Below are 14,217 nucleotides of genomic sequence, written 5' to 3'. Positions count from 1 at the left end.
GGCGGCTATGAAATCTGTTTTTCGTCTACTTCCTTTTCTCTTTTTGCTGGCGCTGAGCGGCTATCTTCCCGGCGCGCGGGCTGAAAACTGCCGCGCGAATATCGGCCAGACCACCGTCAATATTCCCAATATCAAGTATTTGCCCACGCTGCCGGTCAATACCCAGATGACCAGCGCGATGGCGGATAACGGCAGCGGGATCCCCTTTTCCTGCGACCTGCAGCTGCCGACGGCGAGCGCCAAACGCATTGTCTACAAACAACTGAAAACCGGCGGCTCGCCTGTGGTGATTAACGGACAGCACGTCTACCCCAGCGCCATCGACGGCATCGGCTACTCGCTTAGCTTCCAGTGCGCCGGCGGCCCGATGCGCGCTATCGACGGCAGCCACTCCGCTGGCGGCGAGTCGGTGGTGGTCTGCGACAGCACGATGCTCCCGGCGCTCATGACGCAGCAGCAGACGACGGTCAGGATCGCGGTAACCTTCTATAAGACCGGTACGGTACAGCTGGCTGACGGGACGCATACCAACTCGCCGCCGCTGCCGCAGGTGGGGGAGGTGACCATTGAACAGCAGGCCAACGGGAACGCCGGCTTTGTCGCCAGCGCGCCGGTCAGCATTGATATCGCCGCCCTGAACGTGGACATTGGCAGCAGCGGCAGCTGCCAGGTGGCGACCTCAACGATCCAGGTCAGTCTGGGCACGGTAAACCGGGCGGAGTTTCACGGTAAAGGGAGCACCGGCGGCCAGGCGAAGCGCTTTTCGATCCCGGTGTTCTGTCCGACGCCGACCGATGTGCGCATCGGCTTTTTCGGCGTCAGCGTGGAGAGTGATACCCTGGCGCTAAGCAAGGCCAGCAACAGCGCCAGCGGCGTCGGCGTGAAGCTGACCTACGGCAATAACCCCGGCGCGGCAGTGTCCGATGGCACCAGCGTTAAAATCAATGAGGCCAGCAACTTGCCGATCCTGAAAAGGGTAACCGGCAGTAACGCCGGCACGGCTGAGGCCATTAATTTTAACGCCCAGTATGTGCAAACTGACGCCACGGTGACGGCGGGCACAGCCGACAGCATGGTGACCTTCGCCCTCGAGTATAACTAGCGTGGGGCCGGAGCATAGGCCGCCTGAAGGGGGATCGCCACCACCGCGCCGTCATCGTCGATATAGTTCAGCTTGTACAGGCGAGCGCTGTCGGTCGTTGACACGGTATAGCTGCTGTACGGCCGGAGCATCACGTTTCTCATTGGCGAAATGTGGCCTTTATTATCGATCAGCGCCCCGTTGACCAGGGTGATATGCAGTGGGCCTGAGTTAGTCAAGCGCAGGTTATTGCCGCTCTGCTGCCACTGCAGCTTTTGCACCTCTCTGGCGAGGGTGGTGGCGATGGCAGGAGGACGATAAAACAGCTTCAGGCGGGTGCGGACGATAAACTGCAGCGTATGGTTACCGTCTGACGGCGGCGGATTCTCCTGAATATTGACCCAGTACAGGCTTTCCCGATCGGCGGGGAGCCCGCCGCCGTGATAGATAAAGCGCAGCTGGGCGCTTTGCTGGGGGGATAAATAGACCAGCGGCGGGGTCGCCACCATCGGCAGGTCGACGCGCGACCTGTTGAGCCCGGCGTCCAGCCAGATCTGCACTTTATAAGGTGTGCGGCTGCGGTTATGAATGTTCAGGGTGGCGGCTTTGTCTTTTCCTGAGTAGACCACCCGCGTGGCATCGATGGAGATCCCGGCGCAGGCCTGAAAGGTCATGGCGCTAAACAGAACAGCCAGCTGTATTTTCATCTTCGCTCCCTTTGCGTCTCATCCCTGACCGGGAAGCTATTCTTGCATAATGGTGAACCGGGCCGTTGCGTTGCCATCGCCGGGGAGTACGTGGGCTTTATCCCAGGTATAATAGAAGGCTTTCAGCCTGAAGGTGCCGGAGCCGCCGTCCACCGGGATCTCGATGCGGGGATCGTGCTGCGGGTCGAGGTGTGCATCAAGGCCGAGCGGCGTCCCCGTACGGTCGGTGAGCAGAATACCCACGCTACCGGCCGGCTTACCGCTATCGTTGAGGGCCAGCACATGATTTTCAGGCGTGGCGGTGGGAGAGGGGCCATCCACCACAATGTAGTAGGTGCCTTTCTCGCAATCTTTGACGCGAATATCGACGCCGACCGCTGGCCCGGTACCCGACTGGCTATTTTTCAGTCTCGACAGCGGAATATTGCCCATGCTGATGTCGATGGCTCCGTTATTGCCCGCCCCTTCGAGTTTGCAGGCGCCGTTCACGACCCTGCCGATGAAATTTAGCGTACCGTCTGCCGCGTAAACCGGGCCGACGGCCAGTCCGACGAAGAGCATCGCCAGACCCAGCATGGTTATTTTCATTTTCATTCCTCCTGTCGTGCCGGTAAACCTGGCGCCAGGGTCATTATTTTACGGGTCAGATACGGCACAAAATGATTTTAATCGGGCATGTTTTTTATTAATTCATTTATTTGGCAAATATATTGTCGCCTGGAATTAATATATGCTTGTTATTTATTACCTGCGTTTTCCGGGATAGTACTGTGGAGGAATGCTGGAGTAAATAAGACGGTAGTTATCGGTGTCTGAACGCGAAATATCGTGCATTTAAATAAATTATCCATTAATTCAATTGGTTACTTCTCTCTTGCTGCTGTTTTTTGTGCTTAATTCGGCACGATGTCAGTCTGGAAAATACGATCGCTGGCGTAAAGCTACGCCCGGCGGATGAGAAATCATTCACCGGGCGATAGCCCTGTTTCGTTGTCAGATTTGCGATCGGCAACCCGATCGTCGGGTTGTATGTCCCGATGTTTAAAAATAGGATGAATTCCCTGTTACGCGCTGCGGATGATGTTGACTGAGAAGCGGCCGGCCACCCCGGCGCGAAAACCCGATAACAATAAGGATGGCGAGATGAAACTGACGGTGGGGCTGGCGCTGACGCTGGCGATAATGACCTGCGGCGCCCAGGCGCGCGATATGCAAACCATTGAGCGCAGCGGTGAACTGAAGGTCGGCGTGCCGGGCGACTACGCCCCGCTGGCGTTTCGCAATACCGCCGGCGAGCTGCAGGGCTATGACGTGGACATGGCCCGCGATCTCGGGCGCACGCTGGGGCTGAAGGTGAGCTTCGTCTACACCAGCTGGCCGGCGCTCGCCGCCGATCTGCAGGCGGACAAGTTTGATATTGCGATGGGCGGCGTGACGCAGACCCCGGCGCGGGCGAAGGACTTCGCCCTCAGCCACCCGGTGGTGGCGAACGGTAAAATCGCCTTAGCCAACTGTCAGGCCGCCCCCCGGCTTGGATCGCTGGCGAAGATAGACCGTCCGGAGGTGAAGGTGGTCGTCAACCCTGGCGGCACCAACCAGAGCTTTGTCGATGAGCATATTAAGCAGGCGCAGATCATTCGCGTGAAGAACAACGTCGATAACCTGGAGGCGCTGCGGCAGAAAACGGCCGATATGATGGTGACCGATCTGATCGAAGGCGACTATTACCAGAGCAAAGAGCCCGGCGTGTTCTGCGTCGCCAACGAGACGCCGTTCGCCGGCACCGCCAGCGACAAGGTGTATATGATGAGTAAAGATAATCCGGCGCTGCTGGAGAAAGTGAACCAGTGGCTGGATAGCCAGGATAAAGAGGTTCTCAAACGGAAGTGGAAAATTCGCGGTTAAGCGCTGATGCACCCACCGCCGACGGGCGCGTCCGGCGGTGGTTGTCGGCCGCGGTCAGCGCTGCGGCGACAGCGTCTGTCGCGCCAGGTCGCGGAAGTAGCAGGCGTAGCCGAGGGTGGCGGTCAGGCACAGCATATAGCCAAACGACTCGCTGCCTTCCTCCACCGTATTTTTCACCACCCGTGCGTAGTTCTCATCCAGCACGGCGTACCACAGGCCGTGCATACCGAACAGCCGCGAGAAGACCAGAATCGCCAGCAGGCCGCTGATCATCATCCCGTAATACGGGGTGCGGGTATAATCCGCCAGCTGCGACAGGGTCTGGCGCAAATGGCGCAGCGGCATCAGCAGGGACCCTGCGGTAGCCAGCAGGGCAAACCACACCCAGCTGCCATGGGAGAGTAAATCAAACAGGCCATCCAGTTCGCGGATCAGCATGGCGAGGAAGAAGCCGCCGATGAGGATATTGCTATAGCGCAGGTGGGCATATTTGCGCGCCAGCAGAAGATGAACCAGCACGATGACGGCCAGCACGCTCTCCTGAACCACTTCGGTGAGCGACACCTCCGGGATGTCGTTGCCAAATACCCGAATATCCACCCACAGGCAGAGTACCGCGATGGCGGCCGCGACCGCCGCGCCGAGAAAGAAAAGCAAGCTTCGTAACAGAGACATTAACACCACAACTTATTTTTAAAACAAATATCATAAGTTTTGGGAATACATGTTCCTGTTCACTTTGTGCGACTTTGCGGCTGTTTTTTAACGTTTTGCGCTTTTTAGCGCCGGGAAAGACGACAGGGGAGGGGGACTCCCCTGAATGAGAGGACGTCAGAGAATATCATCCACCACGCCGCCGTCAACGCGCAGCGCGGCGCCGGAGGTGGCCGACGCCTGCGGCGAGCAGACGTAAACCACCATATTGGCGACCTCTTCCACCGAGGCCGCCCGCTGGATCACCGAACTCGGACGATGGGTCATGACAAACGCTTTCGCCAGTTCCTCCAGCGACTGGCCGGTTTTCGCCACTTCGTCTTTCAGCATTTCGGCAAAGCCGTCGGAAATCGTCGGCCCCGGCAGCACGCTGTTAACGGTCACTCCGCTGCCGGCGACATATTTCGCCAGGCCGCGGGCCAGCGACAGCTGGGCGGTCTTGGTGACGCCATAGTGGATCATGTCCGCCGGGATATTGCGCGCCGATTCCGAGGAGATAAACACCACCCGCCCCCAGCCTTTACTGACCATCGCCGGCAGCAGCCCTCGCGACAGGCGCACGCCGGACATGACGTTGGTCTGCCAGTAGTTTTCCCAGGTCGCGTCATCGGTGGCGTAAAAATCCTGCGGGCCGTAGATCCCGGCGTTATTGACCAGAATATCGACGCCGGTCACGGCCTGCAGCAGCTGTGCCGCGCCGTCAGCGCCGCTGAGGTCGGCGACGGCGGGGCGCGCTTTCGCCCCCGGCACCTCATTTTGCAAGCGGGCGATCGCGGCGTTCACACTCTGCTCGCTGCGCCCGTTAAGGATGATCTCTGCGCCGCTCTCCGCCAGGCCTTTGGCGATAGCAAAGCCAATACCCGCCGTGGAGGCGGTGACCAGCGCGACTTTCCCCGATAAATCAATCTTCATGTTCCTGCCTTCTGGTTGTGGATCTCCCATTAAGCGTAGCAGCGGCGGTATCGGTGGGGATCAGTAACCGGCGTGCTTATTGACCAGGTTTTTGAGCGGCAGCCCGCGACGCTGGCGCTGAATGTTCTCCAGCAGCTGGCGGGCGATCACCTCGGCGGGGGCCGCAGAGGCCATATGCGGGGTGATCACCACCTGCGGATGGCGCCACAGCGGATCGTCCGCCGGCAATGGCTCCTGCGGGAAGACGTCGAGCACCGCTCCGGCGAGCTGGCCGCTCTCCAGCGCCGCCAGCACATCCTCATTGACCATATGCTCTCCACGCCCGCAGTTGATTAACACCGCCCCGGCGGGAAGCCGGCTGAAGAGCGGCGCGGCGAGAATACCCCGGGTCTGCGCGGTGAGCGGCAGGAGGTTAATCAGCCCGTCAAGCGACCCGAGGAAGCTGTCGAGCGCCTCCTCGCCGCGGTAGCAGGTGACGCCAGCCAGCTGCTTCTCACTGCGCGACCAGCCGGAGACCCGATAGCCAAGGCGGGCCAGCTGGTCGGCGATATAGCCGCCAATTTCGCCGAGTCCCATAATGCCGATATGGAAGTCGGCGGCGGCGCGCTGGGGATAGAGCTTCCAGGTTTGGGTCCGCTGGTGGGCCAGCGCCCGGTCAAAATAACGCTGGAACCACAGCACGCCCCACAGGGCATATTCGAACATGCCGTGACGAAAGTCCTCATCGATCACCCGGCACAGCGGGATATCGCTGGCGAACAGCGCGGGCGGCAGATGATCGACCCCGGCGGACGCGGCCTGGATCAGCTTCAGCCCCGGCGAGCGGGTCAACAGCTGCGGGCTAGGGAACCAGCAGCTGGCGTACTGCGCGTCGCGCGCCGCCTGGTGATGGGGCAGGAGCGCGGTGACGTCGGGAAACTGCTGCAGGGCGGCGCAGATATCGCGGGCGAAATCCGCGTCGTTACAATCCACCACGATAGTGATATCGGACATAGGCGTTAGTCTTTGTAAGAAGTATCGAGACGGTCAAGACGGCGCAACCACGCCTGCCAGACCTGTTGACGTTCATGCTCCACGCCCATCAGCTGCTCGCAGGCGTGCTGGCTGAGGTGCGGGGCGATGGTGTGGATCGGGCTGAGGGCCGCCAGCTGGGCGGCGGCCATCTGGATCTCGCAGGCACGATTGAGGTAGAACATGATGTAAAAGGCGTCAGCCACGGTACGGCCCACCGACAGCAGGCCGTGGCTCTGCAGGATCATGGCGATATTATTCCCCAGCGAGCGCTGAATGCGCGCCCGTTCGTCGAGGTCAAAGGCCACCCCTTCATAGGGGTGGTAGCCGACGCGCTGGTAAAACTCAGTGCTGATCTGGTTGAGCTGCAGCAGGCCGTCCTCGCAGGCGGCCACCGCCATCCCCGGCAGGGTGTGGGTGTGGATCACGCAGTGGGCGTCTTCCCGGGCCATATGCACCGCGCTGTGGATGGTGAAGCCCGCCGAGTTAGCCGGCGCCTCGCCCTCTACGACCTTGCCCTGCATATCCACCACGATCAGATTGCTGGCGGTGACCTCATCAAACATCATGCCGAAGGGATTAATTAAAAAGCGCGGCTCGCCGTCGCCGGGCAGGCGCAAGGAGAAGTGGGTGTAGAGGGTATCCTCCCAGCCGAACAGCGCCGCCAGACGGTAGGCGGCGGCCAGCTGCTGGCGCAGGTGTTGCTCAGTTGCCATTTAGTGCACTCCCATAAATTCACGGATTCGTTGCAGAGAAGGGGCCTCCAGCGGGCTGCGGATCACCTGCGGGGCGATGTCGGCCTGCACCACGCCGTTCTCCATCAGCACCACGCGGTCGGAAATCGACAGGGCGAAGTCCATCTCGTGGGTGACAATCAGCATGGTCATACCTTCGCGGGCCAGCGACTGAATAACCTTCAGCACCTCGCCCACCAGCTCGGGATCCAGCGCCGAGGTCGGTTCGTCAAACAGCATGATGTCCGGCTTCAGCGCCAGCGCCCGGGCGATCGCCACGCGCTGCTGCTGGCCGCCGGAGAGCTGTCCGGGGTACTTGTGGGCATGGGCCAGCAGACCGACGCGGTCGAGCAGCGCCAGGGCCTGCTCGCGGGCGACCGGCTGATCCAGCAGCTGATGGTAGCGCGGGGCCAGCATCACGTTGTCGAGCACCGTGCGGTGGGGGAACAGGTTGAAGCTCTGGAAGACCATGCCGATGCGCCGCACCCCGGCGCGCATCTGGCGCTTATCGACGATGGCTCCGCCTTTCAGATAGTCCTCGCCGTAGAGAATGATCTCCCCGCCATCAATGCTTTCGAGGGCGTTGATGGTGCGGATCAGGGTTGTTTTGCCGGAGCCGGACGGGCCGATGATGCTGATCACCTCCCCGTTATCTACCTGCAGGTCGATGCCTTTCAGCACTTCATGCTGGCCCCAGGATTTGCGGATGCCCCGCAGATCCAGCGCCGGCGGCGCGCCGTTGACGGCCGGGGTGGTGATCGCTTCCGCCATCGCCGGCAGGCTCTGGCGCAGCGCCTGGCATTCCGCCTCGCTGAGCGTTTGCGGACGCTTGCGCTGAATATCGAGGCTATTCTCCAGCGCCCGGAACAGCCAGGTGAAGACGGTAACCACCATGACGTAGTACACCGCCACCGCCAGCAGCGTCTCCATCACGAGGAAATTTTGCGCATACAAGCGCTGGCCGGTGAGCAGCAGCTCGGGTAAGGAGACCACCGATAAAATCGAGCTCAGCTTAATGATGGTGATGTATTCATTGATCAGCGTCGGCAACGAGATGCGAAACGCCTGAGGAATAACAATCAGCCGCTGGATGCCGATAAAGCTGAAGCTCAGCGCATGGCCCGCCTCGCTTTGCCCTTTGGCCACCGACAACAGTCCGCCGCGGTGGATCTCCGCCATATAGGCCGCTTCGGTGACGGTCATCGACACCAGCCCGGCGATAAACGGCACCCCGAGCAGCGGCTGGGTCACCGGAAACAGCTGCGGCAGGTTGTAGACAAACACCAGCAGCACCATCAGCGGCACGCTGCGGAAAAACCAGATATAGAGTTCGACGGGGATCTTGATCCAGCGCGGCGCCGAGAGCTTCGCGCAGGCTAGCAGAAAACCGACCACCAGGCCGATCCCCCAGGACAAGGTGCTGATTACGATAACCGTCACGCACGCCTGCCAGAATGCCCCAATGCTAAATAATGAAAAAAAGTATCCCCAATCGAACGCCATACTGACTCCTGTTGCGCAGTGCTTATTGTCTTAATCGATGCTTTCTAAGTTGTATTTTTTGATCAGCGCGGCATATTTGCCGTTGGCTTTGAGCGTGGCGAGGGTGGCCTTGATCGCCTCCGCCAGCTCGGTGTTGCCTTTGGCGACATAGATCCCCAGCGGCAGCGGGTAGACGAGGCGCGTCGAGCTTATCCCCAGGCGACCGCGGCTCTTATCGACGATAATCTGCGCCGCCGGGGCTATCTCAAGCTGGGCGTCGATGTTCTTCGACAGCAGCGCCTGGGAGGCTTCCGGCGCCGTCGGGAACTCCTGAATAGTGATGGCCGGTTTGCCGTTTTTCAGGCACCACTCATCGGAGTGTTTTTTCAGGCTGGTCACCCAGGTGGTGCCTGCCTGCAGGCCGACCTTCACGCCGCACAGCTCATCTTCGGTTTTCGGCTGCGCCGCGCCGCCCTTCAGGGCAATGATCGACGCGCCGGAGAGGGCGTAAGGGATGGCGTCGGCCTGCTTCTGGCGCTCCGGCGTCACGTACATCCCGGAGATCACCGCATCATATTTCTTGCCGATGCCGAGGATCAGACTGGTGAACTTGGTGTCGATCAGCTGCGGTTTGGCCTGCAGATGCTCGGCAATCAGCGTCGCGAACTCCGGGTCGAGACCGACGATATTGTTATTGCTGTCATAGGACTCAAACGGCGGGTAGGTGACCTCCATCCCCACCTTAAAGACGCCCTCGGTCAGCAGTTCCGCCGCCTGGGTGACAGAGGAGAAACAGGCGCTGACGGCGAGGGTAAGCGCGACGCGGCGCGAGATTTTTTTCAGGGTGCTAGTCATCATGGATCCTCACGGGTGGTTAGGGTTTTTTTTGCTGTGCCTGTTTTTTCAGATGGCCAAAGGTATGGGTGCCGCGCGCGCGCGCCGGCAGCTGGAGCTCGCCGCGATTGACCTTCTCGCGCAGATAGCGATAGGTTTGCAGCGCCTGGCTCCACATATGCTCGCCGATGCTCAGCTCCTGATATTCGCTGGCTTCGCCGGCGGCGAGAAAGGTCGGCAGCGGGCGGATCAGCGTGTGGTAATCGCAGGCGAAAAACAGCGGGAAGGAGTACCGCTCCTGCGGCACTTTGCGCACCCGGTGGGCTGTAGCAACAAATGTGCCAGCGCTGAGCACTTCCAGCATGTCGCCGATATTGATCACGAACGCCTCTTCTCCGGCGGCGTTCGTGACGGGAGGCGCGTCGATCCACACGCTTTCTTCATTGAGGACTTCAAGCCCGGGCTGGTCGGCGAGCAGCAGGGTGAAGCACTCATAGTCGGTGTGTGCACCAATTCCGGGAACATCTTCGACGCTGGCGTCGAACGGGTAATGGATGAGCCGTAGCTTGGCCGGCGGGCAGGTCACCATCGGTTTGAAATACCCTTCCGGCAGACCGAGCGCGAGGGCGAAAGCGTCGAACAGGCGGTGGCCGAGGGCGAAGACCGCGTCGTAGTAGGCCAGCACCCGCGCGCGGAAATCCGGCAGGTCGGGCCACTCGTTGGCGCCGATCAGCGGCGTACCGGCGAGCACCAGCGGATGGTCGTCCGCCGCCTGGAAGCCAATATCGAAGGCCTCTTTATGGTCCGGCTTGCCGGCGCCGTAGATCTCTTCTCCTTCCGGGACGTAGCCCTTATGGCTTTTGGAGCGGCCGATGTAATAGTTCATTTTCTCCGCCATCGGCAGAGCGAAGATCTGCTTCGCCGCCTCGCGGACGCCGGCGATCAGCGCCGGGTCGATGCCGTGGCCGGTGATGTAGAAAAAGCCCACCTCGCGCGCCGCGCGGCCGATGGCGTCGGCCACCGCCTGGCGCCTGGCGAGATCGTCGCCGGCCAGATCGCGGATATCGATGGTCGGGAGTTCAGTAAAAGCGTGCTTCACGGCGGTCATGGCTGCGGTTCCTGTTCAGTGAGCGTTAAAAACTGCTGAAAGTGGGCCTGCTGGCGCGCGGCCATCCAGGCGTTGAGCGACCATAGGTCGGCCACCGGAACGTTGGTGAACGGCAGATGGTGCAGATAGCCGTCGGCGCCAAACTCCGGCGTCAGGGTGGTCTGCGGGTAGCCGCGCCGGCGCTGCGAATGCCAGATTTGCTCCCACAAGCGCTCGGCAAAGGCCAGCGCCGGCTGATACTCCGGCGCCGCCGGGTGCGGCACCTGCGGCCCCTGGTCGTAGCCCACCCGGGCCTGCACGTGATGCACGCGGTCGATAAAGGCGCTGAAGTCATCGCAGGGGTCATCCAGCAGGCGCTCGCTGACCACCACCCAGTGGCTGATGTCGGCGGTAAAGCGCAGCTGGGGGAGCTGCTGAATGATCTCCAGGGTGAGCCACGGGCTGTACAGCGAGGTGGCGCGATGGGTTTCAAAGCTGCAGGTCAACCCAAACCCGGCGGCCAGCTCGTGCGCCTTGCCGAGAAAATCGACCTGCTGCGCCAGCGGCCAGCGATCGTTGCCCGCCAGCAGATTGACAAAGCGCGGGTTGAGGCCGCTGGCCTCGGCGAAGCGGATCCGCAGGCGCGCCAGATGCTGCTCCGGCGTTTCATGCTGAGCGGGGAGCACCCCGCCGCCGCTGAAGAGAATGGCGATATACTCCAGCCCCGACGCCTGCAGGCGGTCGGCGAGCTGCCGCCGCTCCTCCGCCGTTAACGGGACGCGGGCTTCGATACCGCAGCAGCCGACGCGCTGCAGTTCATCCAGCGTTTGCGGCCAGGGGGTCGTCACTCCCCAGAGGGTGCGAAAGCATTTCAGCTCCATGGCGGCTTCCTCAGGCGTACTTCACGCCGGGCAGGACGCAGAGCATCTCGTACAGCAGGTTGGCCGCCAGCTGGGAGGTATTACCGCTCACGTCATAGGGGGGCGAGACTTCAACCAGATCGGCGCCAATCAGGTTCAGGCCGCGGCAGCCGCGGACGATCTCCAGCGCCTGAATGGAGGTCAGGCCGCCGACTTCCGGCGTCCCGGTTCCCGGGGCCCAGATAGGATCGAGGCTGTCGATATCAAAGCTGAGATACACCGGCCCGTCGCCCATCTGCTGGCGGACTTTGGCCATCAGCGGTGCCAGCGAGGTATGCCAGCACTGCTCCGCCTGCACCAGGCGAAAGCCCTGGTCGACGCCCCACTGGAAGTCCCCGGCGGCATAGCCCTGGGCGCGCTGGCCAATCTGCACCACCCGCTTGAGGTCGAGCAATCCCTCCTCAACGGCGCGGCGGAAGGTGGTGCCGTGGGCGATTTTCTCACCGAACATCTCATCATTGGTGTCGGTATGGGCGTCGACGTGGATGAGCCCCACCGGCCCATGTTTTTTGGTCAGCGCCCGCAGGATGGGCAGGGTAATGGTGTGGTCCCCGCCGAGGGTGAGGGGGATCAGCGGATAACTATTCAAACCGGTGTAGTAATCTTCAATAATTTGCACCGATTTGAGCAAACTGTAGGTATTGATCGGCACATCGCCGATGTCGGCTACCGACAGCGAGTCGAACGGCGCGGCGCCGGTCGCCATATTGTACGGACGGATCATCACCGATTCGGCGCGAATATAGCGCGGTCCGTAGCGCGTGCCTGAGCGCTGCGAGGTGCCGATATCCAGCGGAATGCCGACAAATGCCGCATCAAGTCCCTGTAAATCTTCGATAAACGGCAGGCGCATCATCGTGGCGCGGCCGGCGAAGCGTGGCATCTCATTGCCACCCTGCGGTTGGTGAAAGAGGTTATCCATGTCTGCTCCTGAATCTGACGGATGAAACGTAACAGGAGAGATAGTGCGCAACCCGCGCTGGACTTTACATCGTCTGGCGTAAATACTCAGTTCATTTATTGGTGAACTAAATACGATGCATCACGACGCCAGCCTCAATATTCGTCAGCTGCAGGTTTTCGAGGCGGTGGCCCGCCTGGAGAGCTACAGCCGGGCCCAGCAGGAGCTGGGCATTTCGGTCTCCGCCATCAGCAATGCGATGTCGCAACTGGAGGGGCAGCTCGGCTTCACCCTCTGTCAGCGCGGGCGCGGCGGCTTTTCCTTAACGGAAAAAGGACAGCAGTTTTTACAGCAGGCGATCCGCGTGCTGAGCGAACTCAATGAGCTGGAGCGGCAGTCGGCCCTGCTCAAAGGGGAGCACAGCGGCACCCTGTGCATTTCGACGCTCGACTCCATCGAGACCGAAACGGCGCTCTCGCTGCCGGTGGTCTTGCGCAGCTTCAGCGACAAATTTCCCCATGTGCATATCAAACTGATTATTCGCACCCCGGCGGAGCAACTGAACGGGGTGCTGAACAACCATATCGACCTGGCCATCGGCAGCTACAACTCGCAGGTGCATAACATCATCAGCGAGCCGCTGTATCGCGAGCAGCACTGGCTCTATTGCAGCGATCTGCACCCGATGTTCTTCAGCCGCCAGCTCGATAAAGAGCAGATCAGCCAGTGTCCGCTGGTGACCCGCAGCTACTGGAACACCAGCGATCTCCGCCGTCGGGGCTTCAGCAAAGGCAGCGCCACCGTTGAGACCGTCGACGCCCAGCTGCTGCTGATTCTTTCGGGGAAATATATTGGCTATCTGCCGGAGCATTACGCCTGGCCGTGGATCAAAGAGAACCGCCTGCGGGTGCTGTTGCCCAACGAGTTTGGCTTTCAGTCGCCGTTCTCGGCCATCTGTAAGCGCGGGCGCAGTAATGAACCCTATCTGAAAGCGTTCCGCGATCTGCTGAAGAAAAACACGGTGGCGCGGCCGAAGTGGAATTATTAAGCGGGGCGGGCGCATCCCTCCGCCGTGGTGGCGGGTTCGCGCTCAGCGCGCGGTCCGGCGCGGGTGTTTTCCTGTTCAAAAAACGAACGGCGGCCGGTAGCCCGCTTGTGCTGGGGCTGCCGGGCAACTGCCTCCAGGTTATCCACAGGGTTAGGGGCCACTGATGTGGACAGGTCGCCGGGCGGTGGGCGGGTTAGCGATTCGCTTTGATGGTTTTTTCCGCGATCGAGAGGGTGGAGAGTTTATGCAGGCAGATCAGCGCCAGACAAACCCCGCAGGCGAACAGATAACTTGCCATACAGAATTTTTGCAGACGGGATAAATGATTAATCCGCTCAATCACCGCCGGGCTGGCGAGGCCTTCATACAGGAAAGGCAGAGCCGTTAACAAGCCGCCAATAAAATAGAGCGCCAGACTGATGACTTCGACGCATTTGCGATAGAGCCAGAAGCGATAGCCCCGCTTTTTCCATTTGAATATCCGCTTTTCATTATTGACGGAAATTAAATGCTGGCACTTGCTGTAATTATCAATATCGCTGACCGGATTTTTGCATTTCAACAGTATTTTTCGTTGTTCCATGGTCAGGTTTTTATCTTTGGTCAGCGCGGCGATACCATATTCGTACGCGATCCGTTGCAGATCGGGGTCGTCGCTGTTTTTATGCAGCGCAGCGGCGAACTCACTGATGTTTTTGCGCGAGGTGAATATTTTATCTTTAGGGAATACCCAGCCAGAACGCACGGCAAAAATTTGAATAATCAGCGGGATAATAGCGATAGCATATTTTAAGATCTCAGTCGGAATAATATTCATCTCCGTATTTTCCTTATCCATGATAAAGGCGGGCTGAAATATACCTTAGCCATCATGATGGAGG

Annotated in this window: 15 protein-coding genes; 3 read left to right on the top strand and 12 right to left on the bottom strand. The window is 60.3% G+C overall.

All coding sequences use genetic code 11. The features are described from left to right. Window positions 1–7 precede the first annotated feature (7 nt). Window positions 8–1,102, top strand: a complete 1,095-nt coding sequence (locus AC6CWS_RS10845; RefSeq protein ID WP_065883397.1) for a fimbrial protein — start codon at window positions 8–10, stop codon at window positions 1,100–1,102. Here the strand turns inward: AC6CWS_RS10845 and AC6CWS_RS10840 are convergent. Then, on the bottom strand, window positions 1,099–1,788 hold the full coding sequence (locus tag AC6CWS_RS10840; RefSeq protein ID WP_065883394.1) for a fimbrial biogenesis chaperone: 690 nt from the start codon (window positions 1,786–1,788) through the stop codon (window positions 1,099–1,101). The two genes, AC6CWS_RS10845 and AC6CWS_RS10840, sit on opposite strands and share 4 nt — an antisense overlap. Window positions 1,789–1,824: 36 nt before the next feature. Next, window positions 1,825–2,376, bottom strand: coding sequence for a fimbrial protein (locus AC6CWS_RS10835; protein WP_065883392.1), 552 nt, complete (start codon window positions 2,374–2,376; stop codon window positions 1,825–1,827). 492 nt (window positions 2,377–2,868) lie between these two features. Here AC6CWS_RS10835 and AC6CWS_RS10830 point away from each other — a divergent pair, with 492 nt between their 5' ends. Next, window positions 2,869–3,693, top strand: coding sequence for a transporter substrate-binding domain-containing protein (locus tag AC6CWS_RS10830; RefSeq protein WP_369821817.1), 825 nt, complete (start codon window positions 2,869–2,871; stop codon window positions 3,691–3,693). Between the two features lie 54 nt (window positions 3,694–3,747). Here AC6CWS_RS10830 and AC6CWS_RS10825 read toward each other — a convergent pair whose 3' ends face one another. The 9 genes from AC6CWS_RS10825 to speB all read right to left on the bottom strand — a co-directional run bounded on the left by AC6CWS_RS10825 (window position 3,748) and on the right by speB (window position 12,309). Continuing rightward, complete coding sequence (locus AC6CWS_RS10825) at window positions 3,748–4,368, bottom strand: hypothetical protein (RefSeq protein WP_023290731.1); 621 nt, start codon at window positions 4,366–4,368, stop codon at window positions 3,748–3,750. 156 nt (window positions 4,369–4,524) lie between these two features. Beyond that, the gene (locus AC6CWS_RS10820) at window positions 4,525–5,319 is read right to left on the bottom strand and encodes an SDR family NAD(P)-dependent oxidoreductase (RefSeq protein ID WP_048335058.1); all 795 of its coding nucleotides are present in this window, start codon (window positions 5,317–5,319) and stop codon (window positions 4,525–4,527) included. A 60-nt stretch (window positions 5,320–5,379) separates the two neighbouring features. Continuing rightward, the gene (locus tag AC6CWS_RS10815) at window positions 5,380–6,312 is read right to left on the bottom strand and encodes a 2-hydroxyacid dehydrogenase (protein WP_044524446.1); all 933 of its coding nucleotides are present in this window, start codon (window positions 6,310–6,312) and stop codon (window positions 5,380–5,382) included. 5 nt (window positions 6,313–6,317) lie between these two features. Further along, the gene (locus tag AC6CWS_RS10810) at window positions 6,318–7,046 is read right to left on the bottom strand and encodes a class II aldolase/adducin family protein (protein ID WP_065883388.1); all 729 of its coding nucleotides are present in this window, start codon (window positions 7,044–7,046) and stop codon (window positions 6,318–6,320) included. Beyond that, window positions 7,047–8,567, bottom strand: a complete 1,521-nt coding sequence (locus AC6CWS_RS10805) for an amino acid ABC transporter permease/ATP-binding protein (RefSeq protein ID WP_080901369.1) — start codon at window positions 8,565–8,567, stop codon at window positions 7,047–7,049. It lies immediately after the preceding gene. 30 nt (window positions 8,568–8,597) lie between these two features. After that, window positions 8,598–9,401 (bottom strand): ABC transporter substrate-binding protein, encoded by an 804-nt coding sequence (locus tag AC6CWS_RS10800; protein ID WP_023290726.1) that lies wholly within the window; start codon window positions 9,399–9,401, stop codon window positions 8,598–8,600. Between the two features lie 19 nt (window positions 9,402–9,420). After that, window positions 9,421–10,488: an isopenicillin N synthase family dioxygenase gene (locus AC6CWS_RS10795; RefSeq protein ID WP_023290725.1), complete on the bottom strand. Its 1,068-nt coding sequence runs from the start codon at window positions 10,486–10,488 to the stop codon at window positions 9,421–9,423. Beyond that, on the bottom strand, window positions 10,485–11,348 hold the full coding sequence (locus AC6CWS_RS10790) for a sugar phosphate isomerase/epimerase family protein (protein ID WP_023290724.1): 864 nt from the start codon (window positions 11,346–11,348) through the stop codon (window positions 10,485–10,487). The genes AC6CWS_RS10795 and AC6CWS_RS10790 overlap by 4 nt, the downstream gene beginning before the upstream one ends. Window positions 11,349–11,358: 10 nt before the next feature. After that, window positions 11,359–12,309 carry an agmatinase gene (gene speB / locus AC6CWS_RS10785; RefSeq protein WP_065883384.1) on the bottom strand — a complete coding sequence of 317 codons (951 nt, stop codon included), beginning with the start codon at window positions 12,307–12,309 and terminating at the stop codon, window positions 11,359–11,361. Between the two features lie 115 nt (window positions 12,310–12,424). Here speB and AC6CWS_RS10780 point away from each other — a divergent pair, with 115 nt between their 5' ends. Beyond that, on the top strand, window positions 12,425–13,336 hold the full coding sequence (locus tag AC6CWS_RS10780) for a LysR family transcriptional regulator (protein WP_002914199.1): 912 nt from the start codon (window positions 12,425–12,427) through the stop codon (window positions 13,334–13,336). 193 nt (window positions 13,337–13,529) lie between these two features. Here AC6CWS_RS10780 and AC6CWS_RS10775 read toward each other — a convergent pair whose 3' ends face one another. Beyond that, on the bottom strand, window positions 13,530–14,153 hold the full coding sequence (locus tag AC6CWS_RS10775; protein WP_065883381.1) for a hypothetical protein: 624 nt from the start codon (window positions 14,151–14,153) through the stop codon (window positions 13,530–13,532). Window positions 14,154–14,217: the final 64 nt, after the last annotated feature.

It is taken from the genome of Klebsiella sp. M041 (assembly GCF_059759695.1).
Note: the sequence above shows the minus strand (reverse complement) of the source record. Positions and strands in the feature narration are given on the sequence as shown.

Excerpts from the sequence above, each read along its gene's own strand:
- AC6CWS_RS10845 (WP_065883397.1), top strand. The coding sequence starts at position 8 with ATGAAATCTGTTTTTCGTCTACTTCCTTTTCTCTTTTTGCTGGCGCTG.
- AC6CWS_RS10840 (WP_065883394.1), bottom strand. The coding sequence starts at position 1,788 with ATGAAAATACAGCTGGCTGTTCTGTTTAGCGCCATGACCTTTCAGGCC.
- AC6CWS_RS10835 (WP_065883392.1), bottom strand. The coding sequence starts at position 2,376 with ATGAAAATAACCATGCTGGGTCTGGCGATGCTCTTCGTCGGACTGGCC.
- AC6CWS_RS10830 (WP_369821817.1), top strand. The coding sequence starts at position 2,869 with ATGTTGACTGAGAAGCGGCCGGCCACCCCGGCGCGAAAACCCGATAAC.
- AC6CWS_RS10825 (WP_023290731.1), bottom strand. The coding sequence starts at position 4,368 with ATGTCTCTGTTACGAAGCTTGCTTTTCTTTCTCGGCGCGGCGGTCGCG.
- AC6CWS_RS10820 (WP_048335058.1), bottom strand. The coding sequence starts at position 5,319 with ATGAAGATTGATTTATCGGGGAAAGTCGCGCTGGTCACCGCCTCCACG.
- AC6CWS_RS10815 (WP_044524446.1), bottom strand. The coding sequence starts at position 6,312 with ATGTCCGATATCACTATCGTGGTGGATTGTAACGACGCGGATTTCGCC.
- AC6CWS_RS10810 (WP_065883388.1), bottom strand. The coding sequence starts at position 7,046 with ATGGCAACTGAGCAACACCTGCGCCAGCAGCTGGCCGCCGCCTACCGT.
- AC6CWS_RS10805 (WP_080901369.1), bottom strand. The coding sequence starts at position 8,567 with ATGGCGTTCGATTGGGGATACTTTTTTTCATTATTTAGCATTGGGGCA.
- AC6CWS_RS10800 (WP_023290726.1), bottom strand. The coding sequence starts at position 9,401 with ATGACTAGCACCCTGAAAAAAATCTCGCGCCGCGTCGCGCTTACCCTC.
- AC6CWS_RS10795 (WP_023290725.1), bottom strand. The coding sequence starts at position 10,488 with ATGACCGCCGTGAAGCACGCTTTTACTGAACTCCCGACCATCGATATC.
- AC6CWS_RS10790 (WP_023290724.1), bottom strand. The coding sequence starts at position 11,348 with ATGGAGCTGAAATGCTTTCGCACCCTCTGGGGAGTGACGACCCCCTGG.
- speB (WP_065883384.1), bottom strand. The coding sequence starts at position 12,309 with ATGGATAACCTCTTTCACCAACCGCAGGGTGGCAATGAGATGCCACGC.
- AC6CWS_RS10780 (WP_002914199.1), top strand. The coding sequence starts at position 12,425 with ATGCATCACGACGCCAGCCTCAATATTCGTCAGCTGCAGGTTTTCGAG.
- AC6CWS_RS10775 (WP_065883381.1), bottom strand. The coding sequence starts at position 14,153 with ATGAATATTATTCCGACTGAGATCTTAAAATATGCTATCGCTATTATC.